Genomic DNA, 26731 nt, shown 5'->3' with positions numbered 1-26731 from the left:
CACCAGCACAAAGATCCAAGAATCGCAGAAACGACTGGGCCATGATGGACGCACATTCCCTCCGCGCCGAGCTGCTCCGGCTGGACCGGCGGCAAGCGGCACCGCTGTACCGGCAGATCTGCCAGCGCCTGCGCCATGCCATCGAGCAGGGCCTGCTGCAGCCGGGCGAACGACTTGCGTCGGCGCGCACCCTGGCCGGCGAGCTGGGCGTGGCGCGCGGCACGGTCGAGCTCGCCTATGGCCAGCTGGCCGGCGAGGGCTACCTGCTCGCGCGCGGGCAGGCCGGCACGGTGGTGTCTCCGCAGCTGCCGCGCTCCGCACGGCCGCAACGCCCCGCGCGCGCGGGCGCACCGGTGCCGCGCGAGTTGCCGCTGGTGCCGGTCTCGGCGCCTCCGCCCTTTCAGCTGGGCATTCCTGCGCTGGACGCCTTTCCGCGCAAGCTGTGGGCACGGCTGGCGGCACGCAGGATCCGCGCGACCACCATCGCCGACATGAACTACGGCGACCCCGTGGGCCATGCGCCGTTGCGCGAGGCCCTCGCGACCTACCTGCTGGTGTCGCGCGGCGTGACCTGCAGCCCGGCGCAGGTGTTCGTCACCGCGGGGCACCGCGCGAGCCTGGCGCTGGTCTCGCGCGTGCTGCTCGCCCCGCAGGAGCGCGTCTGGATCGAGGACCCGGGCTTTCCGCCGACGAGCGAAGTGCTGCAGAGTGCCGGCCTGCGCGTGGTTCCGGTGCCGGTCGACGCGCAGGGCCTGCGCGTTGCCGTGGGCCGGCGCCGCGCAGCCGATGCGAGGCTGGCGGTGGTCACGCCCTCGCACCAGGCGCCGCTGGGCCATTCGATGAGCATGCCGCGCCGCCTCGAGCTGCTCGCCTGGGCGCAGGCCGCGAAAGCGTGGATCGTCGAGGACGACTACGACGGCGAGTACCGCTATGCGGGCCACCCACTGCCGGCGCTGAAGAGCCTGGACCGGCAGGACCGGGTGCTCTATGCCGGCACCTTCTCGAAGGTGCTCCACCCGGGGCTGGCCCTGGCCTACCTGGTCGTGCCCGAGCCGCTGGTCGAGCGCTTCGCGCGGGCCGCCCGCATGGGGTCCAACGGCTGTTCGACGCTCGGCCAGGCGATCGTCAGCGACTTCCTTCGGGAGGGCCACTTCGCCCGCCACGTCAAGAAGATGCGGCTGCTCTACGCGCGCCGGCGGACGATGCTGGCCGCGCAGCTGCAGCGCGCCTTCGGCGAGGCGGTGCACATCGAGCTTCGCAGCGGCGGCATGCACCTGATCGCCGGCTTCGAAGGGCTGGGCAGCGACACCGCCTTGAGCCTGCGCGCACAGGAGGCCGGCCTCAACTGCCGGGCCCTGTCGGAGCGCTATGCGGGCAAGCCCGCCCTCGACGGCTTGCTCATGGGCTTCGCCAACATCGTCTCGGAGGCCGAGGCCGGGCGCCTGGTGGAGAGGCTGCGCCGCGCGCTCCTCATGGGCTGAGCCGCGCTCACCGGGCCGGAATCTGCAGCGGGCCACCGCGCTTCGCGGCGTCGAGCACGATCTGCGTGGTGAAGCTCCTGACGTTCGCGTCGTGCAACAGGCAGGCATTGCAGAACGCGTCGTAGGCAGCGAGATCCGCCACGATGACCACCAGCACGTAGTCGACGCTGCCCGCGACACCGTAGCACTGCTGGACTTCGCCGCGGCGGGTCACCTTGTCGCGGAACGCCTGCGTCGCTTGCGCCGATTCATCGACAAGATCGACATGCACGATCGCGGTCAGGCCCAGGCCGAGTTTCGCGCAGTCGAGCGACGCCGTCTCGGCCACGACGACGCCGCCCTCGCGCAGGCGCTTCAGCCGCCGCTGCACCGCGGCGGCCGACAAGCCGACCTGGGCGCCGATCCGCTCGCTCGGCACGCGCGTGTCGTGCTGGTAGAGGGCGAGGATCTGGCGATCGAGCGTGTCGAGGTTCATGGTGTCGGTCGGCCGCATCGGCGGCACTCAAGATGCGGCGTGGCCGCGAAAGCGGGGGTCGAATCGAGGCCGAAAGCACCGGCCGCTTGTGCACACTCCCTGCATGCCGATTATCGAGACCCCCCACCGGCTCTCGCTCGCCAACATCGAGCGCGCAGCCACGCTGATCGACCCGGTGTTCCGCGACAGCCCGCAGTTCGAGTGCGAACCGCTGTCGCAAGCGCTGGGTGCGTCGCTCCTCCTGAAGGTCGAGACGCTGAATCCGCTGCGCTCGTTCAAGGGCCGCGGCGCCGACTTCTTCATGCACGAGAACGCCGCCCGCCTGCGCGGCCGAACCCTGGTGTGCGCGACCGCAGGCAACTGGGGCCAGGCCATGGCCTATGTGTGTCGCGCGCGGCAATGGCCGCTCGTCGTCTTCAGCGCAACGACCGCCAACGCGCTCAAGGTCGAGCGCATGCGCGCGATGGGCGCCGAGGTGCGCTTGCACAGCGACGATTTCGACGCGGCCAAGGACGAGGCCCGACGCTTCTGCGAGCGCACCGGCGCTGCGTTCGTCGAGGACGGCCAGGAGGCGAGCATCGCCGAGGGCGCCGGGACGATCGGGCGCGAATTGCTGCGCCGGCACCGCTTCGACACCGTGCTCCTGCCGCTGGGCAACGGCGCACTGGCCACCGGCGCAGGCCGCTGGATCAAGTCCCATGCGCCGGGAGTCCGCGTGGTCGGCATCTGTGCCGAAGGCGCCGACGCGATGGCGGCCTCATGGCAGCAGGGTCGCGCGGTCGAACGCGAGGCCGTGCGCACCATCGCGGACGGCATCGCGGTGCGTTGCCCTGTGCCCGCGGCGGTGGCCGACATGCAAGGCACCCTCGACGAAGTGCTGCTGGTGGGCGATGCGGCCATCGAGCGTGCGATGCGCCTCGTTTTTTCCACTTCCGGGCTGGTGATCGAGCCGGCCGGCGTCGTCGGCGTCGCTGCGGTGCTGGAGCACCCGATCCTTCGTTCCGGGCGCCTTGCCACGGTGCTGTGTGGCAGCAATCTCACGCGGGAGCAGGTGGCTCGCTGGCTCGACGGAGGAGACTTCCGATGATCGATCACGTTTCGCTCGGCACGAACCGCTATCCCGAGGCGGTGGCTTTCTACCAGCGCGTGCTGGCGCCGCTGGGATTGACCCTGTTGCGGGATACCGGTGCCGAAGCATCGTTCGGCATTCCCTCGCACTGGTCGTTCTTTCTCTATCCCGTTCCGGCGGAGGAAAGCGTCACGGCACGGGGCACCCACTTCGCGTTCGGTGCGGCCTCGCGCGCCGATGTGGCGGCAGTCCATGAAGCGGCGATGGCCGCGTCGGCCAAGGACGTGTTCACGCCGCGCGAGCGGCCCGACATCAGCCCGACCTACTTCGGCGCGATCTTCCTGGACCTCGACGGCCACCGGATCGAGGTGCTGACGAACGCAAGCTGACCTGGCACCGCCGCGTGCCCCATGGCGCGCGGCACGCGTTGTGGACTAAGCTGCGCGCTGCCATGCTCCAAGCCCTCTTGCTCCTGCTGCATCTGCTCGCCGCCGCCTTTTGGGTGGGCGGCATGGCCGTCATGCACTTCGCCGTTCGTCCTTCCGCCGTCGCGGTGCTCGATCCGCCGCTGCGGCTGCCGCTGATGGCGCAGTCGCTGTCGCGCTTCTTCGTCGGTGTCTCCATCGCCATCGTCGTGCTGCTGGCCAGCGGACTCGGCATGGTCTGGCTGGCGGGCGGCTTCGCCCGCGTGCATTGGAGCGTGCATGCCATGCTCGCCATCGGGCTGGTGATGATGGCGGTGTTCCTCCACATCCGCTTTTCGCCTTTTCCACGCCTGCTGCGCGGCGTTGCCGCCCGCGAGTGGCCGGTGGCCGCGGGCCAGCTCGACACGATCCGCCGGCTGGTGGAGCTGAACCTCGCGTTGGGCGTGGCGGTGTTCGGGCTCGCGATCGTGGGGCGGGTGTTGTGAGCTTCAGATCGGCATGACCAGCTCGTAGCTGGTGCTGCGCCCGCCGGACTCGGACTTCTTCAACACCCCGCGTGCCACCAGGTCGCCGATGTCGCGCAAGGCCGTGTCGGCGGAGCACTTGGCGATGGCGGCCCACTTGCTGCTCGTGAGCTTGCCTTCGAAGCCTTCCAGCAGGCGGTTGAGCAGCTTGATCTGCCGCTCGTTGAGCGGCAGCTCCGCCCAGCGCTGCCAAACGCGTGACCTGGCCAGCACCGCGGACAGCGAAGCATTCGCGCCTTCGACGGCGCGCAGGAGACAGCCCAGGAACCAGGCGAGCCAGGGCGTGACGTCCATCGACCCCTTCTGCGTGCGCTCCAGCATGTCGTAGTAGTCCTTGCGCTCGCGCTGGATCTGGGCCGAGAGGCTGTAGAAACGCTGCGCCGAGCGGTCCGCGCGGGCCAGGGCCATGTCGCCGACGGCACGTGCGATACGGCCGTTGCCGTCGTCGAAAGGATGCAAGGTGACGAACCAGAGGTGCGCCAGGCCTGCGTGCACCAGCCGGTCGCCTTCCGTGGATTGCTCGAACCACTCGAGAAAGCGGGCCATCTCGGCCTCGAGCCGAGGTGCGGGCGGCGCCTCGAAGTGCACCTTCCGCCTGCCGATGGGGCCGGAAACGACCTGCATCGCTCCGCTCGCATCGTCACGCCAGGTGCCGGTGCGGATGGGCGCCAGCCCGCTGTAGCCGGTCGGAAAGAGCGCGGCATGCCAGCCGAACAGCCGCTCGCGCGTGAGCGGCTGCGCATGCGCGCCGGTGGCGTCCAGCACCATGTCAGATGTAGAGGCCTTCGACGCTTTCTCCGCGATTCATGCGGAGATTGTGCAGCCATTCGCCGCACACGGATGACTATTCACCGCAACCGATGCGGCGAACAGGGGCTCTATTCGCCGCAATGCAAGGCCGGGTGCGTCTAGATCACGCCCGCATCGCGCAGCGCCGCGCGTTGCCGTGCGTCGAGTCCCATCTCGGCCAGCACCTCGTCCGTGTGCTGCCCGAGCGCCGGCGGTGCGTGCCGCAGCACCGGTGGCGTGCCCTGCAGGCGCAGCGGGCTGGCGACACCCACGATCTGTGCGATGCCGTCGCCGGCCTGGCGCGGCATCGTCACCGCGAGGCCGCGCGCCTTGACCTGCTCGTCCTCGAAGGCCTGCGCGATGTTGTTGATCGGGCCGCAGGGCACGGCCTTGTCTTCCAGCAGCGCGATCCACTCGGCGGTGGTCCTGGTGCGCGTGACGGTCTCCATCATCGGGATCAGCACCTCGCGGTGCCGCACGCGCAGGGTGTTGGTGGCAAAGCGCGGGTCGCTCGCCCATTCGGCCTGGCGGGCCGCCTCGCAAAAGCGCGTGAACTGGCCGTTGTTGCCGATGGCCAGCAGCATCGCGCCGTCCTTGGTGTGGAAGTCCTGGTAGGGGGCCAGGCTCGGATGGCTGTTGCCCTGGCGCTGGGGCGCAACGCCGGTGTTGAGGAAGGCGCTGGCCTGGTTGGCGAGGATGGCCATGCCGACGTCGAGCAGCGCCATGTCGATGTGCTGGCCCTCGCCGGTGCGGTGCCGCACCTCGATGGCCGCCAGGATCGCCGTGGCCGCATAGACGCCGGTGAAGAGGTCGGTGAGCGCCACGCCCACCCGCAGCGGACCGCCGCCGGGCGCGTCGTCGGGGCGCCCGGTGATGCTCATCATGCCGCTGGTGGCCTGGATCATCAGGTCGTAGCCGGCGCGCGAGGCATGTGGGCCGTCATGGCCGAAGCCGGTCACGCTGCAATAGACCAGGCGCGGATTGATGGCGCGCAGGCTCTCGTAGTCCAACCCGTACTGCCGGAGGCCGCCGGTCTTGAAGTTCTCGACCACGATGTCGGCCTGCGCGGCCATCTTCTTGAGGAGCGCCTGCCCTTCCCCTGTCGCCATGTCGATGGTGACGGAGCGCTTGTTGCGGTTGCAGGAAGTGAAGTAGGTGGCCTGGTCGGTGTCGCGGCCCTCGGCGTCCTTCAGGAAGGGCGGGCCCCAGGTGCGCGTGTCGTCGCCGACGCCGGGGCGCTCGATTTTGACCACGTCGGCACCCAGGTCCGCGAGGATCTGGGTGCACCACGGGCCCGCGAGCACCCGCGAAAGATCGAGAACCTTGATGCCGTCGAGTGCTGCCGCCATGTCAGTTGGCAAAGGCCGCGATGCCGGTCTGCGCGCGACCCAGGATCAGCGCATGGACGTCGTGCGTGCCCTCGTAGGTGTTGACCACCTCGAGATTCACCAGGTGCCGCGCCACGCCGAACTCGTCGCTGATGCCGTTGCCGCCCATCATGTCGCGGGCCAGTCGGGCAATGTCCAGCGCCTTGCCGCAGGAGTTGCGCTTGAGCAGGGAGGTGACCTCGACGGAAGCGGTGCCCTCGTCCTTCATGCGGCCCAGGCGCAGGCAGCCCTGCAGGCCCAGCGTGATCTCGGTCTGCATGTCGGCCAGCTTCTTCTGGATCAGCTGGTTGGCGGCGAGCGGGCGGCCGAACTGCTTGCGGTCCAGCGTGTACTGGCGGGCGCGGTGCCAGCAGTCCTCGGCCGCGCCCAGCGCGCCCCAGGAGATGCCGTAGCGCGCGCTGTTGAGGCAGGTGAAGGGGCCCTTGAGGCCGCGCACTTCGGGGAAGGCGTTCTCTTCGGGGCAGAACACGTTGTCCATGACGATTTCGCCGGTGATGCTGGCGCGCAGGCCGACCTTGCCGTGGATCTCGGGGGCCGACAGGCCCTTCATGCCCTTTTCGAGCACGAAGCCGCGGATCGGGCCGACGGCGCCGGCCTCGCTCACTTCCTTGGCCCAGACCACGAAGACGTCGGCGATCGGGCTGTTGCTGATCCACATCTTGGCGCCGGTGAGCGCGTAGCCGCCCGGCACCTTCTTGGCGCGGGTGACCATGCTGCCGGGGTCGGAGCCGTGGTCCGGCTCGGTCAGGCCGAAGCAGCCGATCCATTCGCCGGTGGCCAGCTTGGGCAGGTACTTCTGCTTCTGCGCCTCGGTGCCGAATTCGTTGATCGGCACCATCACCAGCGAGCTCTGCACGCTCGCCATCGAACGGTAGCCGGAGTCGACGCGCTCGACTTCGCGCGCGATCAGGCCATAGCAGACGTAGTTCAGCGCGGGGCCGCCGTACTGCTCGGGGATGGTCGGGCCGAGCAGGCCGAGCTCGCCCATCTCGCGGAAGATCTTCGGGTCGGTCTTGCCGGTGCGGAAGCCTTCGAGCACGCGCGGTGCGAGCTGGCCCTGGCAGTAGGCGTTGGCGGCGTCGCGCACCTGGCGCTCTTCGCTGGTGAGCTGCTGGTCGAGCAGGAGGGGGTCGTCCCAATGGAATGCGGCGTGGGCCATGTGCGTCTCCGGTGTAGGTGGCGGGGGTCTGATGCGATCCTAAGCGTCCGACCCTCTGAGCGCAAACGAAGATTCGGCACCCAGTTATGCGCTTTGCTCACTTCATCGCACAATGGCCGATCGAGCCTCATTGGCAGACGGCTTCGATCAACTATGTAGCACCCGCATACCATGCGCCGAAGACTCCCTTCCACCCAGGCCCTGATCTGCTTCGAGGCCGCTGCCCGGCACGAAAGCTACACGCGCGCCGCGCAGGAACTCGCGCTGACGCAGAGCGCGGTGTCGCGCCAGATCACGGCCCTGGAGGACTTTCTCGGCATGGCGCTGTTCCGCCGCACCCGCCACGGCGTGGCGCTGACGCCGGCCGGCGCCGACTACGCGCGGCAGACCGCGCGCCAGCTCGACAGCATGGAGCGCGACACGCTCGATGCCATGGCGCGCCAGGGCCTGGGCGGCGCGCTGCAGCTGGCGGCGGTCCCGACCTTCGCCACCCGCTGGCTGATCCCACGGCTGCCGGACTTCGCCGCGAAGCACGCCGACATCACCGTCCACATCGAGACGCGCACGCGCCCTTTTCTCTTCAACGACACGCCTTTCGACGCGGCCCTGTATGCCGGCACGCCCGCGCAGGCCGCCAACTGGGCCGGCACGCACTCGGTGCTGCTGCTGCACGAGGATGTGATGCCGGTATGCAGCCCGGCCTTGCTGGGCGCCAAGGCGCAGCTGTCGCCGGCCGCGATCGCGCGGATGCCGCTGCTGCAGCAGAGCACCCGTCCCGACGGCTGGCACCAGTGGTTCGACGCCCAGAAGGTGGATGCGCCGCGCGCGCGCACCGGTCCGCGCTACGAGCTGTTCTCGATGATCGCGGTCGCGGCCGCGCACGGCCTGGGGGTCGCGCTGATGCCGCGCATGCTGATCGAGCCCGAGCTCGCGCGCGGCGAGCTGGTCGTGGCTTGCGACCGTCCGCTGCGCGCGGAGCGAGGGTATTTCCTGGTCACGCCGGCCAGTGCGGACGAGCGGCCCGCGCTCGCGGCCTTTCGCGACTGGCTCTCGGCACAGGCCGCGGCCGAGGCCAACTCGGCCGACCGCCGCTGAATCGGCTGGTCTCCGGCAGTGCTTGGGTTTAGCATCGGCCCCGTGCATCGGAGTCCGCTGGCTCGCGGGGCGAATCGCCGCCCCCGGCCGTCAACACGATGGAGAAGCGCCATGCCTACCTATCAGTACCGCTGCCAGAAGTGCGGCGAGGTGTTCGAACACGCCGAGCACATCGCCGAGCATGAGACGGTGCAGCTGCGCTGCCCCAAGTGCGGCAGCGACTCGGTCGAGCACAAGCCGACGCAGTTCTTCGCGAAGACCTCCAAGAAAAGCTGAGCCGCGCGGCGCCACGGCGCCTGCCCTTGTGCGCCGCGGCAAAGGCGCGCGCCTCGTGCTGCCACGGAACCGTCGCTGGCATCCGGCGCGCCAGTCTTCTATGCTCTGGGTCTTGCCGTGCGGCGCGGCAACAGCGTTTGTCGTCAGTCATTCTTTTCAGAGGAGCGAACATGTCACTGCGCATCAACGACGAAGCCCCCAACTTCAAGGCCAAGACCACCCAGGGGGAGATCGACTTTCACCAATGGATCGGCGACCAGTGGGCCATCCTGTTCTCCCACCCCAAGGACTTCACGCCGGTATGCACCACCGAGCTGGGCTACATGGCGAAGATCGAGCCCGAGTTCACCAAGCGCAACGCCAAGCTGATCGGCCTGAGCATCGACCCGGTGGATGCCCATGACCGCTGGTGCGACGACATCGAGGAAACGCAGGGCCACCGGCCCACCTATCCGATGATCGGCGACACCGACCTCGCGGTGGCCAAGCTCTACAACATGCTGCCGGCCGAGGAGCCGGGCACCTCGGAGGGCCGCACCGCCGCCACCAACGCGACCGTGCGCTCGGTCTTCGTCATCGGCCCGGACAAGAAGATCAAGCTGATGCTGACCTACCCGATGACCACCGGCCGCAACTTCGACGAGATCCTGCGCGTGCTCGACTCCATGCAGCTGACCGCCAAGCACAAGGTCGCCACGCCGGTGAACTGGAAGCATGGCGAGGACGTGATCATCGCCGGCTCGGTCTCCGACGACGATGCCAAGAAGCTCTTCCCCGGCGGCTGGGAAGCGCCCAGGCCCTACCTGCGCGTGGTGAAGCAACCCGGCTGATCCCGGCGGGCCGCATGGTCTTCGAGCAGGTCGCGACCGGCGGCTGCCAGTCGTACCTGGTCGGCTGCGAGCAGAGCTGCGGCGCCGCGCTGATCGACCCGGAGCTCAGCCAGATCGACCACTACCTGGGCCTGGCGGCACGCCACGGCGTGCGCATCCGCTACCTGATCGATACCCACACGCACGCGGACCACTTCTCCGCAACGCGCGAACTGGCGCGCCAGCTCAAGGTGCCGGTGGTGATGCACCGCGCCAGCCCGGCGCCCTTCGTCGAGCTCCGGCTGGCCGATGGCGAGATGCTGGTGCTGGGCAAGCTCAGGCTCTCGGTGCTGCACACGCCCGGCCACACGGCCGATTCGATGTGCCTGCAGGTGGAAGACCGCCTGTTCACCGGCGACACGCTGCTGATCGGCGCCACCGGCCGCACCGACCTGCCCAGCGGCGACCCCGAGGCGCTCTACGACAGCCTGTTCAACCGCGTGCTGCGGCTGGACCCGGCGCTCAAGGTCTGCCCGGCGCACGACTACAAGGGGCGCACGCACTCGACCATCGGCGACGAGCTGGCGACCAACCCGCGCCTGCAGAAGCGCGAGCGCGCCGAGTTCGTCGAGATGATGCGGGGCCTCAACCTCACCATGCCCACCCATGTGACCGAGGCGCTGCGCACCAACATGAGCGGCGGCAAGACGGTGGCGCGCCTGCTGGCCGAGGCGGGGGCGACGGTGCCCTTCATGTCGCTGGCCGAGCTCAAGGCGCGCGTGGAGGCGGGCGAGGACGACCTGATCGTGCTCGACGTTCGCGAGCGCGACGCCTACGAGGCCGGCCATGTGCCGGGCGCGCGCCTGCTGCCGCGCGGCCAGCTCGAGTTGCGCGTCAACCAGGACCTGCCCGATCCGACGCGGCGCATCCTGAGCTGCTGTGAGCTGGGCTACATCTCGACGCTGGCGGCGGCGACGCTGCGCGACATGGGTTTCCTGCACGCGGTCGCGCTCGACGGCGGCATGAAGGCGTGGCGCGAGGCGGGCTACCCCGTGAAGACCGGCAAGGAACCCTGACCGGGCCGCCGATCGCCGACCGGGCGGCGCGCGCTCCCGAGAAGGACGAGAGATCAAAGACATGGCCCGACTTTCCCCCGACGAGATCGCCCACTACCAGCGCGAAGGCTGGGTCATCCCCGCGTTCCGCCTGTCGCCGCGCCGCGTGGCGCAGATGCACGATGCGCTCAACGAGCTCATTCACCGCAACCCCGGCGTGCGGCCCGAGAAGCTGGTCTCGGCCCACATCGAGGGCGACAACGGCGAGGGTGTGCGCGGCAGCCGGGAGTTCCTCGACCTGGCGATGGACCCCGAAATCGTCGAGCTGGTCTCGGGCGTGATCGGCGAGGACGTGATCCTCTGGGGCTGCCATGTGTTCTGCAAGCCGGCGAGCGAAGGCTTCGAGACGCCGTGGCACCAGGACGGCCACTACTGGCCGATCCGCCCGCTGGCCACTTGCACCGTGTGGGTGGCGCTGGAGCCGTCGACGCGCGCCAACGGCTGCCTGCGCGTGATCCCGCGTTCGCACCGCGGCGGCGTGCTGCATCCGCACCTGCACGAGGAGCGCGAGGACCTGACGCTCAACCAGCGCATGGCCGCAGGCAGCTTCGACGAAGCCGAGGCGGTGGACCTGGAGCTGCAGCCCGGCCAGATGTCGCTGCACGACGTCTACATGATCCACGGCGCCCGCGCCAACACCTCGAAGCAGCGGCGCACCGGGGTCGCGCTGCGCTACATGCCATCGACCTCGGTGTTCGAGCGCGACCTCCGGCCGGCCGACGGCAAGACCGGCGTGGCGGTGAACTTCGCGCAGCGGCCGCTGTGGTTGCTCAGGGGCGTGGACCGGAGCGGGCGCAACGATTTCGAGGTGGGCCACCGCCGGCACCGCGCCGGCTGACGGCGCCTCGGGCCACGGCGAAGACGCCCGTGCTACGGTCGGCGGCATGCGATTCGACCTGACCGACCTGCGCCTCTTCGTCAACGTGGTGCAGGCCGGCACGATCACCGGCGGCGCGGAGCGCACGCACATGACGCTGGCCTCCGCGAGCGAGCGGGTGCGCGGCATGGAGGCCGACCTCGGCGTCGCGCTGCTGCTGCGCGACCCGCGGGGCGTGCAGCCCACCGAGGCCGGCCGCACCCTGCTGCATCACGCGCGCGCGGTGCTGCTGCAGATGGAGCAGATGCAAAGCGAGCTGGCCGAGTACGGCGCGGGCCTCAAGGGCCATGTGCGCCTGCTGTGCAACACGTCGGCCCTCACCGAACACCTGTACGAGGCCCTGAGCGGCTTCCTGGTGCGGCATCCGCACATCTCGGTGGACCTGGAGGAGCGCGCGAGCCACGAGATCGCGGACGCGCTGCGCAACGAGCTCGGCGACCTCGGCATCGTCTCGGACGCGGTGGATCTGGCCGGGCTGGAGGCCTTCACCTTTCGGCAGGACCACCTGGTGTTGGTGGTGCCGGGGCACGACGCGCTGGCCAAGCGGCGAGGCGCCGCGCTGCGCGAGGTGCTGGACCGTGAGTTCGTCGGCCTCGGCGGCGCGGCGCCCCTGCAGGAACTGGTGTCGCGCAACGCCCTGCGGCTGGGCCGGCGGATCGCCTACCGCGTGCGGGTGCGCAGCCTGGAAGCGGTGTGCCACATGGTCGAGCAAGGGGTGGGCGTGGGCGTGGTGCCGCAGGCGGTGGCCGAACGCTGCGCGAAGTCGATGGCGATCGCGTCTATCGCGCTGACCGATCCCTGGGCGGCGCGCAACCTGGCGGTCTGCGTGCGCCGCAGCGATGCGCTGCCCGCCAATGCGCAGCTGCTGCTGCGCCACCTGCTGGGCAGCCGCTGAGCGGTTGCGGCCTCAGGCGAGGGCTGCCATGCCGCTTGTCCGCGCGCTCGCGTCGGCCGGGGTGCTTTCCTCGCCGGCCAGGACCGCCGACGCATGGATCTTGTCGTGCTGGTGCAGCCATGGGATGGTTTCGTCCTTGCGCAGCATGGCCAGCTCGCGCTCGTAGAAACTCATCAGCTCGGTGCCGGTGCTATGCGAAAGATACAGGCGCATGTCGTGCTCGGCGATGCCCAGGTAGCCGTCCAGCACCAGTTCCACATGCAGGTGGTGCAGGCCGCTGGCGCGCAGGTTCATGCCGGAGAGGTAGAGGGCTTCGGCCGTCATGGCGGTGGACATGGCCAGGGTGCCGCGGGTGCGCAGAAGGGCCTCGGCCTGGGTGATGCGGGCGATGAAGCCGGCGAGGTTGTGGCCGCGATAGCGTGGATGCACCCAGCCCGCGCCGATGTAACCGAAGAGCGCGTGGGGTTGGAGCTTCGGGCCCGTTTCCGGCAGCCAGCCTTCCTTCTGCTTGCAGCGGTAGAGCGCCCCCTCGTTGTAGGCCTCCCCGACGCGACGGACGGCGCTGCCGTTCTGCATGGTGCGGAAGCCGCTCAGGGCCACGGGCGCGTTGCCGTCGTCGAAGCAGACCCAGAAGTTGTAGGGATTGGCATCCTTGGGGTCTTCGATCACGAATGGCAACTGAACGTAGCCCGTTCCAGTGGCAGCCTCGTAGGTCTTCAGCAGCACCGAGAGATCGTCACCGAAACTGACGTTCAGCCCGGATTCCTCCAGCTGCTGAACGAGTTGATCCTTGTATTCGGTGATCTCGGAGAGTTGCATGACGATGTCCTTGAGAGTGATGACGGGGTGCCGAGGGGCCTGCCAGGCCTTCCACGAGCTGCTGTAAGACAATTTCCGACAACGGATTGCGCATTACTCCACTTGCGCAGACATGATGCAAGTTGTACGTGACGGTCGTCCAAAAAGTAGTTGGCCGGAGAACACGAAGTGTTACGTTAAGTAATCACCTTTTCATTTGCAACGAGTTCGTGGTAATGCTTTTGTTTAAGCCCAGAAGCAGCGCTCGGCAGAATCTTTCCTCGCCGCTCGGAGGCCGGAAGACGGATGAGGTGGACGAACTTCATGCCGTTCCCTGCGCGAGCCGGCTGAAACCTGCATCGCCCCACATCGAGACATGATGCGTCTTCGAAGCGCCGGCTGTGTAAGCCAAAGCTATACAGAGTCGCCGCCGCTATAGGCCGTATGGGGGAAGACGCCCTTGCGCCGGGCCGCCATCATCGGTAATTGCCCGCAGAAATCGACGAAATCGTTGGTCAAGTGCGCCTGCGAAGGCATGCGCCGAACTACAGTGGGGCACCCAAGGGAATCATGACCAGAGCGAAATTGCGAATCACGGGGCCCCACTCGAGCCCTTATGTGCTGGGCGAGCCGATGTACCTGTACGACGGGTCGCTTCACATCGCGACCCTGGACCCGGTTCCCGTGAATCGCGAAGGCACCGAAGTTCACATCGAGCACTTCACGCCGACCCCCATCGTCACGCAGCAAAAGCTGGAGATCAGCAAGCTGGCGCTGGTGGAAATGGTGTATTTCATCGCCGAGAACTTCACCTCGGTGCAGGCCATCAGCCTGTCGCTGAGCCGCCAGGTCGAAGGCTACGGCGACGGCATGCGGCTCGCCGGCGCCCGTTCGGCCTTCCTGCAGAGCCTGGGGGCCAGCCACATCGTGATCGCGCCCAAGCCCAACGCCGAGCACATGGGCCACTTCATCGTCAGCGGGCTGTGGGAGTACAACCCCGTGAACCTCGAGGCGCTCGCCTCGGTGCTGCGGCACGAGCGCGACACGTACTACGGCGGGCGGGCTGCGACGGCCGAGGTCACGCGCCGTCCGGGCCTGGGCGCATGGGTGCGGCGCCTCATGCCCAAGTCAGCGCAACGCACCGGCACCGACGACGGCGAGCGCTGAGGCTGCACAAGAGCCCGGTCCATCCAGATGCCGGGCGGCGGCAAATGCCTGTAGGTTAGCCCTTGCTTCGCTTGCATGCGGCGCAACTGCGCGCGCGCAGGTCGTCCCTGTCTTCTGCCGCCCTTCAGCGGCTCGCACCCGCCGCCACGGCGCGCAGCCGGCCGCGCTCGCTGGCCAGCGACCAGCCGAACACGCCCAGGCCCGCCAGCGCCAGCAGGGCGCCGACCCAGCCGGTCGAGGTCCAGCCCAGGCCCGCGGTGATGGCGACGCCGCCCAGCCAGGCCCCGAGCGCGTTCGCCATGTTGAAAGCCGAATGGTTGAGGGCTGCGGCCAGCGTCTGTGCGTCGCCGGCGACGTCCATCAAGCGGATCTGCAGCGCCGGCCCGATGGCGACGATGGTGCCGATCAGGAACACGTTGAGCGCGGCCGTCGCCACATGGTGGGCCGCGAAGGAGAAGGTGGTGAGCACCAGCGCGGCCCAGACCAGCAGGCCGCCGATGGTGGGCATCAGCGCCTTGTCCGCCAGGCGCGAGCCGACCAGGTTGCCGCCCACCATGCCGCAGCCGAAGAGCGCGAGCACCAGCGGCACGCCGCCCAGCGGCAGGCCCGCCACCTCGGTCAGCGTGGGCTTGATGTAGCTGAAGACCGCGAACATCCCGCCGAAGCCGATCGCACCGATGCCCAGGGTCAGCCAGACCTGCTTGCGGCCGAGCGCGCCCAGCTCGCGCAGCGGGCCGGCGCCCGAGGGTGCGGCCAGGTCCGGCAGGTCGCGCCGCAGCATCGCCATCGCGAGGACGGCGATCAGGCCGACGAAGACGAAGGCGGCACGCCAGCCGAAATGCTGGCCGAGCCAGGCCGCGATGGGCACGCCGACCAGCGTAGCGCCGGTGAGTCCCAGCATCACCAGCCCCACCGCGCGCGCACGCCGGTCCGGCGGCGCCAGCGCCGCCGCCACCAGCGCCGCCACGCCGAAGTAGGTGCCGTGCGGCAGGCCGCTGGCGAAGCGCAGCAGGTTCAACGAGAGGTAGCCGGGCGCCATCGCGCTGGCGAAGTTGCCGGCGGCGAACACGGCCATCAGCGCGATGAGCAAGGCGCGCCGGGCCCAGCCGGCGGCCAGCACCGCGAGCACCGGTGCGCCGATCACCACGCCCAGCGCATAGGCGCTGATCACGTGGCCGGCCTGCGGAATGGTGGTGCCGATGTCGCGCGCGACCTCGGGCAGCAGGCCCATGATGACGAACTCGCCGGTGCCGATGGCGAAGCCCCCCACGCCGAGCGCCAGCATCGCGCGCGCAAAGCCGGGGGTGGTTTCGGAAACAGGCAGGGAAGGTGCGGACATGGGCGGCGGGATGGCGGGTTAGGTAATAACCCTAGACCCGCGCGACCTTAGCACGCCCCCTCCGTTCTTGCTGCGCTGCGGCAATTTCAGCCGCGGAGCTCAGCTCCGTGCGTCGTGCGACGCGCGCCGCCGCGCCGCGAAGTCCACGTACCAATCCAGGCTGCCAGGGTTGGCCATCGCCTCGCGGTTCACCACCTTCTCGATCGGCTGGCCCAGCAGCAGCTTCTTGATGGGCAGTTCCTGCTTCTTGCCCGAAAGGGTGCGCGGGATCTCGGCCACTTGGAAGATGTCGTTGGGCACGAAGCGCGGCGAGAGCCGGGTCTTGATCGCGCCCTCGATCTTCGCGCGCATCGCCGCATCGAGCGCGACGCCGGGCCGCAGCACGACGAACAGCGGCATGTAGCTCTCGCGGCCCAGGTACTCCAGGTCCACCACCATCGAGTCGAGCACCTCGGGCAGGCCCTCGACCGCGCTGTAGATCTCGCTGGTGCCCATGCGCAGGCCCTGGCGGTTGATGGTGGCGTCGCTGCGGCCGTAGATGATGCAGCCGCCGTCCTGGCCGATCAGAAGCCAGTCGCCGTGCCGCCACACGCCCGGGTAGGTGTCGAAATAGCTCGACAGATAGCGCGCGTTGCCTTGGTCGCCCCAGAAGTACAGCGGCATGGCCGGGATCGGCTTCGTGCACACCAGTTCGCCGACTTCGCCGATCACCGGTTCCCCCTGCTCGTTCCAGGCCTCGACCGCAGCGCCCAGGAAGCGGCACTGCATCTGCCCCGGCACCTCGGGCAGCTCGCGGTTGCCGCCGACGAAGGCGCCGCAGAAGTCGGTGCCGCCCGAGATGTTGTACCACCACACCTCGGGCGCGCCCGCCGCGCGCAGCTGCGCCGTGCCCCAGCGCTGCACCTCCTCGGACAGCGGCGAGCCGGTGCTGCCGAGCGCGCGCACCCGCGACAGATCGCCGCAGGCCTTGGCCTCGAGGCCGGCCTTCATGCAGTTGGAGAAATAGGCTGCACCGGCGCCGAAGAAAGTGACCTTGTGCCGTGCCACGAAGCGCCACAGCACGCCCCAGTCGGGCTTCTCCTTGCTGCCGGACGGATTGCCGTCGTAGATGCACACGGTCGTGCCGAAGGCCAGCCCCGAGAGCTGCGAGTTCCACATCACCCAGCCGGTCGAGCTGTACCAGTGGTAGCGCTCGCCGAAATTGTTGGCGCCGTAGCTCGGGCCCAGGTCGTGGTGCAGGCCGCAGGCGTACATCGTCAGCAAGATGCCGCCCTGCCCGTGCACGATGGGCTTGGGCAGGCCGGTGGTGCCGCTCGAGTAGACGATCCAGATCGGATGGTCGAAGGGCAGCCATTCGGGCTCGAAAGCCGCGGTCTCGCCGTCGTCGCGCGCCACCGCGTCGCTCCACGCGGCCTCGGCCGGAATCTGCTGCGCTGCGAAGGGCGTGCGAAGCAGCAGCAGCTTTTCGACGCTCGGCAGCGCGGCCCGCAGCTCCTGCACCACCGCGCTGCGGTCCAGCGCCTTGCCGCCGTAATGCACGCCGTCGGCCGCGATCAGCAGCCGCGGCTCGATCTGGCGGAAGCGGTCGACCACGGCGGCCGTGCCCATGTCGGGCGCGCACACGCTCCACACCGCACCGATGCTCGAGCAGGCGAGGAAGGCCACCATCGTCTCGGGCACGTTGGGCAGATAGGCAGCGACGCGATCGCCGCGCTGCACGCCGAGCGCACGCAGCGCGAGCGCGCAGGACGCGATCTGCCTGCGAAGCTCGGGCCAGGAGATCTCGCGCACCTCGCCCAGCTCGTTCTCGCTGACGATCGCCGGCATGCCGGCCGCATGCGCCGCATCGACATGGCGCAGCACCTCGTGCGCGTAGTTGACCTGCGTGCCGGGGAACCAGCGCGCACCGGGCATGCGCGCATCCGCCAGCGCGACCGTCGGCGGCGCGGGCGAGCGAATGCCGCTCCAGTCCCAGACGCTGCGCCAGAAGGCTTCGAGGTCGGTGACCGACCAGCGCCACAGCGCGTCGTAGGAGTCGAAGGCCAGGCCGCGCTGCTCGCGCAGCCAGTCCTGGTAGAGGCGGATCTGGGGGATGAAGGGTGTCGGGGTGGGTTTCACCGATGCAGCCTAACGCGCCTGCGGCTGTGGATTCAATGCGGGAAAGCACAGGGTTTGTACTGTTGTACAAGAACTTTGTACGATCGTTCAATACAGCGCATGGCCTCACGTGCGCCCCGCGCTGCCCCTCTTCGCCGATCACCGCAGCGCGCCGCAGGCGCGGCCGCAGCCGCCGAGGGCGCGCGGCCCGACCGCCGCCATGCGATCCTCCTGGCAGCCGAAAAGCTCTTCGCCCAGCACGGCTACCACGCCGTGACGATCCGCCAGATCGCCGACGAGGCGGGCGTGCCGCTGGCGCTGGTGGGCTACTACTACGGCCCCAAGCACGAGCTCTTCCACGCGATCTTCGAGCACTGGAGCCACACCATCGAGGAACGCCTCGCGGGCTTGCGCGCGGTGCCCGTCGACCCCGAGGACGCGCGCACGCTGCCGCGCATCATCGAGGCCTTCACCGCCCCCGTGCTCGCGCTGCGCGCCAGCGCCGAGGGCGAGTACTACGCGCTGCTCGTCGCGCGCGAGCTCTACCACGCGACCGAGGAGGCCGACCGCGTGCTGCGCGGCTACTTCGATCCGCTGGCGGAGGCCTACATCGACGCGCTGCATCTCGCGCTGCCGCATGCCACGCGCGCCCAGGCGGCCTGGGGCTACCAGTTCGCACTGGGCACGCTGCTGCACCACCTGAACGACAACCGCATCGAGCGGCTCTCGCGCGGCGAGAACCGGCGCAGCGACCCGGCCGTGGCGCCGATGCTGGTGAACTTCATCGTCGGCGGCCTGCGCGCGGCGCTGCCCCGCCCCCGGCCCGCACAGAAAAAGCCCATGACCAGGAGACAAAAGCCATGATGAATCGACGCACTCTGCTCGCGGCACTGGCCGCTTCCGGCGCGGCCGCGCTGCCCGCTCGGGCGCAGGCCGCCACCCGGATCGTGTTCGGCTACACCGCCGTGACCGATTTCGCCTCGGTCTTCGTGGCGGCCGAGGAGGGCTACTTCAAGAAGCGCGGGCTCGATGTCGAGCTCAAGTTCATCCCCCTCAACTCCACCATCCCGGCCGCGCTGCAGTCCGACTCGCTGCAGATCGGCGGACCCACGCCCTCGGTCTTCCTGCAGGCGGTCGACGGCGGGATGGACCTGGTGCTGGTGGCCGGCGGCGGGCTCACCTCCAAGACCATGACCGGCTTCGGGCTCGTGGCGCGCGCGGGCTCGGGCATCAAGGCCCCGCAGGACTGCATCGGCAGGAAGATCGGCGTGCCCGGCCTGGGCGCCTTCCTGCACGTGACCTTCCGGGCGTACCTCAAGGACCAGGGCGTGGACTACCGCAAGGTCAACTTCGTCGAGGCCGCCTTCCCGCAGCACGCGGACCTGCTGCGCGGCGGCTCGGTCGATGCGGTGGTGTCGGCCGATCCGTTCATGAGCCGCATCACCGACAGCGGCGCGGGCTACGTGGCGTCGTACTACTCGACCTTCCTGCCCGAGGGCAAGCAGACCATCGTGCACGCGGCCAAGCGCGAGTGGGTGCAGAAGAACCCCGAGGCCGCGCGCGCCTTCCGCGAGGCGGTGCAGGAAAGCAGCGCCTTCATGCAGCAGGCGAAGAACGATGCCCGCGTGCGCGCCAGCATCGGCAAGTACATCAAGCTGCCGCCGGAGGTGCTGGCCAAGGTGCAGATCTCGCCGCCCGGCCCCGTGGTGAACGAGAAGCAGATCGCCTACTGGGTCGAGCTGATGAAGGAGCAGGAGATGCTCAAGACTCCGATCGACGTGACGAAGCTGGTCGTCCAATGAGCATGGGGCTCCTGAGCGTCGAAGGCGTGCGCATCTGCTACGGCGCGCGCGAGGTGCTGTCGCCGACCTCCTTCGAGGTGGCGCGCGGCGAATTCGTGTGCATCGTCGGCCCCAGCGGCTGCGGCAAGACCACGCTGCTGCGCGCGGCCAGCGGCCTGGTGCGCGCCACGGCCGGCGAAGTGCGGCGCAACGGGCGGCCGATGACCGAGCCCTCGCGCGAGGTGGCCTTCGTGTTCCAGGACTATGGCCGTGCGCTGCTGCCCTGGCGCACGGTGGCGGGCAACGTGGCGCTGGCACTGGAGGCGGCCGGCGTGCCGAAGCAGCAGCATGCGCCGCGCATCGCCGAGGTGCTGGCCAAGGTCGGGCTCGCTGGGCATGCGCAGAAGTTCCCGGTGCAGCTCTCCGGCGGCATGCAGCAGCGCACCCAGATCGCGCGCTGCCTGGCGCAGCAGCCCGAGCTGATGATGATGGACGAGCCCTTCGGCGCGCTGGATGCGCTCACGCGCCAGAGTCTGCAGGACGAGCTCGCGCGGCTGGTGCGCGAGGACGGGCTCACCGTGCTCTTCGTCACGCACGACCTGGAAGAGGCCATCTACCTCGGCGATCGCGTCATCGCGCTGCAGGCCGACCCGGGCCCGGGTCGGCCCAGCCTGGCGCGCATGATCGAGGTGAACATTCCGCGGCCGCGCGACCAGCTCACGGCCAAGGAGCATCCCGAGTTCCTGCGCCTGCGGCGCGAGCTCTTCGCCTTCATCGAGCAGAGCCATGACTGACGAAGGCGCAAGGCGCGGCCTGCTCCCGCTGGTGCGGCCCTGGGTCTTCCCGGCCCTCCTGCTCGGCCTCTTCGAGTGGTACGCGCGGCGCGCCGCGGCGCTGGGCAGCGATGCGCTGGCGCCGCCGAGCGCCGCGCTCGAGGCCCTTGCCGGCGCGGCCCTCGACGGCTCGCTGTGGCAGGCCACCGGCTTCACGCTGGGCACGGCCGCGCTGGGCCTGCTGGTGGGCGCCGTTCTCGGCATCGCACTGGGCATCGTGCTGGGGCTGTCGCGCCGCGCCGCGCAGCTGGGCGGGTTCTCCATCGAGGTGCTGCGGCCGGTGCCCTCGGTCGCGCTGATCCCCTTGTCGATGCTGATGTTCGGCTTCGGCGTGCGCATGGAGCTCGCCATCGTCGCCTTCGCCACCTTCTGGCCGATGCTGGTCCTGGTGCAGTCGGCGGTGCAGCAGGTGGAGCCGCGCCTGCTCGAGCTCAGCCGCGTGCTCGGCCTCTCGGCGCGCGACCGCGCCTTCAAGATCGTGCTGCCGGCCATCGTGCCGCGCCTCTTCGTCGCGCTGCGCCTCGGCGTGGCGGTGGCGCTGGTGGTCGCGGTCACGGTGGAGATCGCGGCCAATCCCCACGGCATGGGCTACGCGATGATGATCGCGCAGCAGAGCTTCGACCCGGCGCTGATGCTGGCCTGGCTGGGCTGGATCGGCGTCGTGGGCTTCGCGCTCAACGCGGCCACGCTGCGGCTGCAACGGCATGTGGCGCGGCGCATGGGGAGCGCGCCATGACAAGCCGGGCCGCCCCCAAGGCGAATGCCGCAGCCCAGGGCGAAGGCAGTTCGTTGGCCGCGCGCATCCACGGCTGGTTCGGCTCGACGGCCCTGCTTGCAGCGCTGGTCGCGCTGTGGTGGCTGGCGAGCAACGCAGGCTGGGTCAGCCGCGTCTTCCTGCCGACCCCGCAAGCCACGTTCGCCAGCCTGGCCGAGGGCTTGAACTTCGGCGGCAGCGGCAACGGGGAGCTGCTGGCCTTCACCGGCGCCACGGTGCTGCGCATGCTGGAAGGCTGGCTGCTGGCCTCGCTGCTCGGCGTGCTGCTGGGCGCGGCCATCGGCGTCTCGCCGGCCGTGCGGGCCTGGGTGCAGCCCACGCTGGAATTCGTCCGGCCGCTGCCCGCCTCGGCCCTGCTGCCGCTGGCGATCTCGATCTTCGGCCTCAATCCGGGCATGGTGCTCTTCGTGGTCGCCTTCGGTGCCATGTGGCCGGTGCTGCTGGCCACCGTGCACGGCTTCGCGGCGGTCGAGCCGCGCCTCGCGGAAGTCGCGCGCTGCCTGCAGATGCCGCGCGCCGCCTTCATCTGGAAGATCGGGCTGCCCAACGCGATGCCGGACATCCTGGCCGGCATGCGGCTGGCGTTGACCATCTCGCTCATCGTGGCGGTGGTCGGCGAGATGATCGCCTCGCAAAGCGGCCTGGGCCAGGCGATCCTGCTTGCGGCGCGCGCGTTTCGGGCGAGCGATCTCTTCGCGGGGATCGTGCTGCTGGGCCTGATCGGCTTCGCGAGCAACGCGATGTTGGCCTTCGCCGAGAACAAGCTGCTGCGCTGGCAGCGCCCCTGAAGAAAAGGAACTCCCATGACCCGCACATTCGTCGACCTGTCGATCTTTCTGGAGAACGACGTGCTCTCCGACCCGCCGGCCTTCGCGCCGAAGATCCAGTACTTCACGCACGAACAGACCTACGAGCAGATCGAGCCCTTCTTTCCCGGCCTCAAGAAGGAAGACCTGCCCGACGGCGAAGGCTGGGCTGTGGAGTTCGTGCAGCTCTCGACCCACAACGGCACGCACCTCGATGCGCCTTATCACTTCCACTCGACCATGGACAAGGCGCTCGGCGACAAGAAGCCCGCGATTGCGATCCACGACGTGCCGCTCGAATGGTGCTTCCAGCCCGGCGTGAAGCTGGACTTCCGCCATTTCGAGGACGGCTATGTGGTCACGGCGGATGACGTGGACGCCGAGCTCAGGCGCATCGGGCACACGCTCAAGCCCCTGGAGATCGTGGTGGTCAACACGCGCGCGGGCTCGCGCTACGGCCACGCCGACTACGTCTCTGCCGGCGCCGGCATGGGCTACGGGGCCACCATGTACCTGCTGGAGCGCGGGGTGCGCCTCACCGGCACCGACGCCTGGAGCTGGGATGCGCCCTTCGTCCATACCGCGAAGAAATACGGCGAATCGAGAGACGCCTCGCTGATCTGGGAGGGCCACAAGGCCGGCCGCGACATCGGCTACTGCCATCTCGAAAAACTGCACAACCTCGAGGCGCTGCCGGCCGACGGCTTCTTCATCAGCTGCTTTCCGCACAAGATCCGCGGCGCCTCGGCGGGCTGGACGCGCGCGGTCGCGATCTTCGACGACGCGCTGATGGCCAGCGCGGGATGAACGCCATGCTCAACCACACGCACGACCCGGCCGCGCGCAGCTGGCTGGACTCGGCGCAGGCCGAGGGCAGCGATTTCCCGATCCAGAACCTGCCCTACGCGGTGTTCCGCCGCACCGGCAGCGGCGAGCCCTACCGCGGCGGCATCGCCATCGGCGACCAGGTGCTGGACCTCGGCGCCCTCGCCGTCGGCCGGCAGCTCGAAGGCGCTGCGCTCGATGGGGCGCGCGCCTGCGCCACCTCGGCGCTCAACGATTTCTTTGCGCTCGGCCCCGGCGTGTGGCGTGCGCTGCGCCATGCCGTGTTCGCGCTGCTGAAGGACGACGCGGCCCCCGAGCTTGCCGAGGGCGTGCGCGGCTGCCTGGTCCCGCAGGCCGAGGCCGAGTTCAAGCTGCCCGCGAACGTCGGCGACTACACCGACTTCTACACTTCGATCGACCATGCGCTCAACGTCGGGCGGCTGCTGCGTCCGGAGGACCCGATCACGCCCAACTTCCAGTGGATACCGATCGCCTACCACGGCCGCGCCTCCACGCTGGGCGTGAGCGGCCAGCGCTTCCACCGCCCGATGGGACAGGCCCTGCCGCCGGGCGCGAAGGCGCCGGTCTACGGGCCTTGCGCGCGGCTGGACTACGAGCTCGAGCTCGCGGTCTACATCGGCAAGGGCAATGCACCCGGCGAGCCGATTCCGCTGGCGAAGGCGGAGCAGCACATCTTCGGCATCGGCTTGCTCAACGACTGGTCGGCGCGCGACATCCAGTTCTGGGAGATGGCGCCGCTCGGCCCCTTCCTGGCCAAGAATTTCGCGACCACGGTCTCGCCGTGGATCGTGACGCTGGAGGCGCTGGCGCCCTACCGCCTGCCGTGGACGCGTCCTGCGCAGGACCCGCAGCCGCTGCCCTACCTGGAAGACGAGAGCAATCGCGCGGCCGGCGCCATCGACATCCATCTCGAGGTGTGGCTGGAGAGCGAGAAGGCACGCGCCGAGGGCAGCGGCCCGGCCCGCCTGTCGTCCACCAGCTTCAAGCACCAGTACTGGAGCATCGCGCAGATGGTGGCGCACCACACGGTGGGCGGCTGCAGCCTCAACGCGGGCGACCTGTTCGGCAGCGGCACCATCTCGGGCCCGGGGCCGGGCGAGGCCGGCGCGATCATCGAGCTCACGCGCGGGGGTCAGATGCCCATCGCGCTGCCCACCGGCGAGGAACGCCGCTTCCTCGAGGACGGCGACGCGGTGATGCTGCGCGGCTGGTGCGAGAAGCCGGGCCATGCGCGCATCGGCTTCGGCGAAAGCCGGGGGATGGTGCTGCCCGTGCGGGGCTGAAGAACAGGCATTGTCAAGCGGCGGCATCGAAGCGGGGTTTCGTGCCGGCGCGAAAACAGGCATGCTCGATGCTCGTGCCGCAAACGATGAACGACGTCGACGCACGCTCATCCACTTGCACATGCCCTCTTCCCCACTCCCTCACTGGACTTCAGAGCTCCGCTTTCGCATCCGTCATCTGCTGGCCCTGAAGATCGTCGGCGTCACGGTCTTCACCTGGCTCTTCTTCATCGGCTACTTCCAACTGCTGCGCCATCCGGTCAATGCGATGGCCGTGATGCCGCTCACGGCGCTCGACCGGCTGGTTCCCTTTCAGCCGGAGATGCTCATCGCGTATTTCTCGCTGTGGTTCTACGTGGGCCTGGCGCCCGGGCTGCAGCGCAACTTCAGCGAGCTGGTGGTCTATGGCCTGTGGGTCGGCGCGCTGTGCCTCAGCGGACTGGCCCTGTTCCACTTCTGGCCGACGCAGGTGCCGCCGCTCATGGCCGGCAGCTCGGACTTCCCCGGCTTCGCGCTGTTGCAAGGGGTGGACGCGCCCGGCAACGCCTGCCCTTCGATGCACGTGGCCGTCGCGATCTTCACCGCCATCCGGGTGGACGACGTGCTGCACCGCGCGCGCGCCCCCGTGTCGATGCGCCTCGGCAACTGGCTCTGGTTCGCCGCGATCGCGTATTCGACGCTGGCCGTGAAGCAGCACGTGGTGCTGGACGCACTGGCCGGCGCGCTGCTGGGCATCGCCTTTGCATGGCCGTCGATGCGCTGGCGGCCCATGCCGGGCACCAGGGCCCCTGCAGTCTTCGGGGGAGCGGATATCATCCCTCACAGATGACCCCTTGGCCTCCCGTGAAGACGGACACCGCCCAATGAGTTCGCTGAAAGAATTACAGGTTCTGATCCAAGAGAAATACGGCCTCGACCCCGCGGCGCTCGACCCCCACGCGTCGATGCGCGACAAGGGCCTGGATTCACTGACCCTGGTCGAATTCGTGTTCGCCGTCGAAGACCATTTCAAGATCTCGATGCCCGACCAGGATGTGAACGTCGACACGCTGGCCGACCTGGCCGCCGTGGTCGACAAGACCCTGGCCGCACAGGCCGCATCCGCCCAGGCCAGGTGAGCGCCGTGCAGGTCGCCGTCACCGGGCTGGGCGTCGTGAGCCCGCACGGCGACGACACGGGCGCGATGTTCGACGCGCTGATGCGCGGCGAGTCGGCCGTCCAGCCCGTCTTCACCGATCTGCCCAAGCCTACCGCCGCCGCGCTCGCGCCCTTCGATGCCGCCCGCTGGTTCACCAAGCTTCAGCTGGCCGGCGTCGACCGCGTGAGCCAGCTCGCCGTGGCGGCGGCCGAGCTCGCGGTGCAGGACGCGGGCGCGCCGGGCGATGCCGATCCCGAACGCATCGGCGTCTACGCCGGCTGCGGCATGGGCGGCGCCGCCGCGCTCGAAGCCGCCTACCGCGGCGCCAATGCGCGCATGCCGCCGCTGACGATTCCCGCCTTCATGCCCAACGCGCCGGCCGCGCACGTGGCGATGCGCCGGCGGGCGCAGGGCCCGGTGCTCACCTATTCGGTGGCCTGCGCATCATCCGGCGTCGCCATCGCCGAGGCGGCCAAGGCCGTGCAGCGCGGCGAGGTCGACATCGCCATCGCCGGCGGCAGCGAGGCGCTGGTCGTGCCCGGAGTCGTGCTCGCCTGGCAGGCGATGCAGACCCTGGCCTCCTTCGCGCCCGGCGAGGCGGCGCGCGCGGTCCGTCCCTTCGCGAGCGACCGCAGCGGCTTCGCGCTCGGCGAGGGCGCCGCCTTCGTGGTGCTGGAGTCGGCCGAGCGTGCCCGCGCCCGCGGCGCGCGCGCCTATGCGCAACTGGCCGGCTGGGGCATCGGCTGCGACGCCACGCACCTCACCAAGCCCGACGCGGCGGGCCAGGCCCGTGCCCTGCGCGCCGCCCTGCGCTCGGCCGGGCTCGCGCCGCGCGACGTGGGTTACTGCAATGCGCACGGCACCGCCACGCGCATCGGCGACGTGGTCGAGCGCAATGCGCTGGCGGAGGTCTGGGGCGAGGCCGCGCTCGCGGATCTGCAGGTGAGCTCGACCAAGGCGCTGCATGGCCACCTGCTCGGCGCCGCCGGCGCGCTGGAGGCGGTGATCACCGTGCTGGCGCTGCACCGGCAGCAGTTGCCGCCCAATGCGCATTGCACGGAGGTCGATCCGGAATGCCGGCTCAACCTGGTGCCGCAGCAAGGTGCCGCGGCGCCGCGGCTGGAGGCTGCGATCAGCAACTCGTTCGCCTTCGGCGGAACGAACTCGGTGCTGCTCTTCCGCCGCGCTTGATGCGCGTCTTGCTCCCTCGCCCGCAAGCGGGGGGGGGAGCAAGCGCACTTCAGTCGGCGAGCCGCAGCCCGCGCCGGTTCATGCTCTCCACGATCTCCCGCAGCGAGTTGCGGCCCAGGCGCGAAAGCACGAAGAGCTTCTTGGCCGGCACGCGGGTCACATCGCGGACCGTGTGAAGCTGGTTGAGGCGCAGCACGTTGGTGGTACGAAGCGAGAGCTTCAGGACTTCGATGTCGGCATCCAGCAGCGACTCCGTCGCGGGCCGGACGGCGATGGCTTGACCATCATCCATGGCGTGTC

The 26731-nt window shown here is 69.5% G+C and carries 28 protein-coding genes and 1 pseudogene; 21 read left to right on the top strand and 8 right to left on the bottom strand.

Annotation, left to right across the window (positions count from 1 at the left end):
• The first annotated feature begins 41 nt into the window (after positions 1-41).
• The gene (pdxR, locus tag AC3A6Y_RS04680; protein WP_487867062.1) at positions 42-1481 is read left to right on the top strand and encodes a MocR-like pyridoxine biosynthesis transcription factor PdxR; all 1440 of its coding nucleotides are present in this window, start codon (positions 42-44) and stop codon (positions 1479-1481) included.
• Between the two features lie 7 nt (positions 1482-1488).
• Here the strand turns inward: pdxR and AC3A6Y_RS04675 are convergent, their stop codons facing one another.
• On the bottom strand, positions 1489-1956 hold the full coding sequence (locus tag AC3A6Y_RS04675; RefSeq protein WP_487867061.1) for an Lrp/AsnC family transcriptional regulator: 468 nt from the start codon (positions 1954-1956) through the stop codon (positions 1489-1491).
• A 103-nt stretch (positions 1957-2059) separates the two neighbouring features.
• On the opposite strand from AC3A6Y_RS04675, the gene AC3A6Y_RS04670 reads away from it, so the two are divergent.
• From AC3A6Y_RS04670 to AC3A6Y_RS04660, 3 genes are all read left to right on the top strand, one after another.
• Positions 2060-3043: a threonine ammonia-lyase gene (locus tag AC3A6Y_RS04670; protein WP_487867060.1), complete on the top strand. Its 984-nt coding sequence runs from the start codon at positions 2060-2062 to the stop codon at positions 3041-3043.
• On the top strand, positions 3040-3414 hold the full coding sequence (locus AC3A6Y_RS04665; RefSeq protein WP_487867059.1) for a VOC family protein: 375 nt from the start codon (positions 3040-3042) through the stop codon (positions 3412-3414). Before AC3A6Y_RS04670 ends, AC3A6Y_RS04665 begins: the two co-directional genes overlap by 4 nt.
• A gap of 62 nt (positions 3415-3476) precedes the next feature.
• Positions 3477-3935 (top strand): CopD family protein, encoded by a 459-nt coding sequence (locus AC3A6Y_RS04660; RefSeq protein ID WP_487867058.1) that lies wholly within the window; start codon positions 3477-3479, stop codon positions 3933-3935.
• 3 nt (positions 3936-3938) lie between these two features.
• Here AC3A6Y_RS04660 and AC3A6Y_RS04655 read toward each other — a convergent pair.
• The 3 genes and pseudogenes from AC3A6Y_RS04655 to AC3A6Y_RS04645 form a co-directional block, all read right to left on the bottom strand.
• Positions 3939-4745: pseudogene (locus AC3A6Y_RS04655) on the bottom strand (Fic family protein); the annotation flags it as partial.
• Between the two features lie 137 nt (positions 4746-4882).
• Positions 4883-6112, bottom strand: a complete 1230-nt coding sequence (locus AC3A6Y_RS04650) for a CaiB/BaiF CoA transferase family protein (protein WP_487867057.1) — start codon at positions 6110-6112, stop codon at positions 4883-4885.
• Position 6113: 1 nt separating this feature from the next.
• Positions 6114-7310 carry an acyl-CoA dehydrogenase gene (locus AC3A6Y_RS04645; protein WP_487867056.1) on the bottom strand — a complete coding sequence of 399 codons (1197 nt, stop codon included), beginning with the start codon at positions 7308-7310 and terminating at the stop codon, positions 6114-6116.
• A gap of 171 nt (positions 7311-7481) precedes the next feature.
• On the opposite strand from AC3A6Y_RS04645, the gene AC3A6Y_RS04640 reads away from it, so the two are divergent.
• The 6 genes from AC3A6Y_RS04640 (at position 7482) to AC3A6Y_RS04615 (ending at position 12377) form a co-directional block, all read left to right on the top strand.
• Complete coding sequence (locus tag AC3A6Y_RS04640; protein WP_487867055.1) at positions 7482-8405, top strand: LysR substrate-binding domain-containing protein; 924 nt, start codon at positions 7482-7484, stop codon at positions 8403-8405.
• 111 nt (positions 8406-8516) lie between these two features.
• A complete protein-coding gene (locus tag AC3A6Y_RS04635) occupies positions 8517-8681 on the top strand; it encodes an FmdB family zinc ribbon protein (protein WP_309960442.1) in 165 nt (54 codons plus the stop codon).
• Between the two features lie 170 nt (positions 8682-8851).
• Entirely contained in the window at positions 8852-9511 is a 660-nt protein-coding gene (locus AC3A6Y_RS04630; RefSeq protein WP_487867054.1) for a peroxiredoxin, read from the top strand.
• A gap of 14 nt (positions 9512-9525) precedes the next feature.
• Entirely contained in the window at positions 9526-10566 is a 1041-nt protein-coding gene (locus tag AC3A6Y_RS04625; protein ID WP_487867053.1) for an MBL fold metallo-hydrolase, read from the top strand.
• Between the two features lie 61 nt (positions 10567-10627).
• A complete protein-coding gene (locus tag AC3A6Y_RS04620) occupies positions 10628-11443 on the top strand; it encodes a phytanoyl-CoA dioxygenase family protein (protein WP_487867052.1) in 816 nt (271 codons plus the stop codon).
• A gap of 46 nt (positions 11444-11489) precedes the next feature.
• On the top strand, positions 11490-12377 hold the full coding sequence (locus tag AC3A6Y_RS04615; protein WP_487867051.1) for a LysR substrate-binding domain-containing protein: 888 nt from the start codon (positions 11490-11492) through the stop codon (positions 12375-12377).
• Between the two features lie 12 nt (positions 12378-12389).
• Here AC3A6Y_RS04615 and AC3A6Y_RS04610 read toward each other — a convergent pair whose 3' ends face one another.
• Entirely contained in the window at positions 12390-13196 is an 807-nt protein-coding gene (locus AC3A6Y_RS04610; RefSeq protein WP_487867050.1) for a hypothetical protein, read from the bottom strand.
• Positions 13197-13745: 549 nt separating this feature from the next.
• On the opposite strand from AC3A6Y_RS04610, the gene AC3A6Y_RS04605 reads away from it, so the two are divergent.
• On the top strand, positions 13746-14342 hold the full coding sequence (locus AC3A6Y_RS04605; protein ID WP_487867049.1) for a hypothetical protein: 597 nt from the start codon (positions 13746-13748) through the stop codon (positions 14340-14342).
• A gap of 124 nt (positions 14343-14466) precedes the next feature.
• Here AC3A6Y_RS04605 and AC3A6Y_RS04600 read toward each other — a convergent pair whose 3' ends face one another.
• Together AC3A6Y_RS04600 and AC3A6Y_RS04595 are read right to left on the bottom strand one after the other, a co-directional pair.
• Entirely contained in the window at positions 14467-15681 is a 1215-nt protein-coding gene (locus AC3A6Y_RS04600) for an MFS transporter (RefSeq protein ID WP_487867048.1), read from the bottom strand.
• 99 nt (positions 15682-15780) lie between these two features.
• Positions 15781-17799 carry an acetoacetate--CoA ligase gene (locus AC3A6Y_RS04595; protein ID WP_487867047.1) on the bottom strand — a complete coding sequence of 673 codons (2019 nt, stop codon included), beginning with the start codon at positions 17797-17799 and terminating at the stop codon, positions 15781-15783.
• Positions 17800-17898: 99 nt separating this feature from the next.
• Here AC3A6Y_RS04595 and AC3A6Y_RS04590 point away from each other — a divergent pair, with 99 nt between their 5' ends.
• The 10 genes from AC3A6Y_RS04590 (at position 17899) to AC3A6Y_RS04545 (ending at position 26431) form a co-directional block, all read left to right on the top strand.
• Positions 17899-18642 carry a TetR/AcrR family transcriptional regulator gene (locus AC3A6Y_RS04590; RefSeq protein WP_487867046.1) on the top strand — a complete coding sequence of 248 codons (744 nt, stop codon included), beginning with the start codon at positions 17899-17901 and terminating at the stop codon, positions 18640-18642.
• A complete protein-coding gene (locus AC3A6Y_RS04585) occupies positions 18639-19580 on the top strand; it encodes an ABC transporter substrate-binding protein (protein WP_487867045.1) in 942 nt (313 codons plus the stop codon). The genes AC3A6Y_RS04590 and AC3A6Y_RS04585 overlap by 4 nt, the downstream gene beginning before the upstream one ends.
• A 2-nt stretch (positions 19581-19582) precedes the next feature.
• Positions 19583-20353 (top strand): ABC transporter ATP-binding protein, encoded by a 771-nt coding sequence (locus tag AC3A6Y_RS04580; protein WP_487867044.1) that lies wholly within the window; start codon positions 19583-19585, stop codon positions 20351-20353.
• Complete coding sequence (locus AC3A6Y_RS04575; protein ID WP_487867043.1) at positions 20346-21128, top strand: ABC transporter permease; 783 nt, start codon at positions 20346-20348, stop codon at positions 21126-21128. The genes AC3A6Y_RS04580 and AC3A6Y_RS04575 overlap by 8 nt, the downstream gene beginning before the upstream one ends.
• Complete coding sequence (locus AC3A6Y_RS04570) at positions 21125-21955, top strand: ABC transporter permease (RefSeq protein WP_487867042.1); 831 nt, start codon at positions 21125-21127, stop codon at positions 21953-21955. The genes AC3A6Y_RS04575 and AC3A6Y_RS04570 overlap by 4 nt, the downstream gene beginning before the upstream one ends.
• Positions 21956-21970: 15 nt before the next feature.
• Positions 21971-22780: a cyclase family protein gene (locus AC3A6Y_RS04565; protein ID WP_487867041.1), complete on the top strand. Its 810-nt coding sequence runs from the start codon at positions 21971-21973 to the stop codon at positions 22778-22780.
• Entirely contained in the window at positions 22777-24102 is a 1326-nt protein-coding gene (gene fahA / locus AC3A6Y_RS04560) for a fumarylacetoacetase (RefSeq protein WP_487867040.1), read from the top strand. Before AC3A6Y_RS04565 ends, fahA begins: the two co-directional genes overlap by 4 nt.
• Positions 24103-24223: 121 nt before the next feature.
• Positions 24224-24931: a phosphatase PAP2 family protein gene (locus AC3A6Y_RS04555; RefSeq protein ID WP_487867039.1), complete on the top strand. Its 708-nt coding sequence runs from the start codon at positions 24224-24226 to the stop codon at positions 24929-24931.
• A 34-nt stretch (positions 24932-24965) separates the two neighbouring features.
• Positions 24966-25220: an acyl carrier protein gene (locus AC3A6Y_RS04550; protein ID WP_487867038.1), complete on the top strand. Its 255-nt coding sequence runs from the start codon at positions 24966-24968 to the stop codon at positions 25218-25220.
• Positions 25221-25225: 5 nt separating this feature from the next.
• The gene (locus AC3A6Y_RS04545; protein WP_487867037.1) at positions 25226-26431 is read left to right on the top strand and encodes a beta-ketoacyl-[acyl-carrier-protein] synthase family protein; all 1206 of its coding nucleotides are present in this window, start codon (positions 25226-25228) and stop codon (positions 26429-26431) included.
• A 49-nt stretch (positions 26432-26480) separates the two neighbouring features.
• On the opposite strand, the gene AC3A6Y_RS04540 is transcribed toward AC3A6Y_RS04545, so the two are convergent.
• A complete protein-coding gene (locus AC3A6Y_RS04540; RefSeq protein WP_068686305.1) occupies positions 26481-26723 on the bottom strand; it encodes a DNA-directed RNA polymerase subunit alpha C-terminal domain-containing protein in 243 nt (80 codons plus the stop codon).
• Positions 26724-26731 lie beyond the last annotated feature (8 nt).

The organism is Variovorax sp. Soil_C_17, from assembly GCF_057657265.1.
This window is presented reverse-complemented; position numbering and strand designations above follow the sequence as displayed.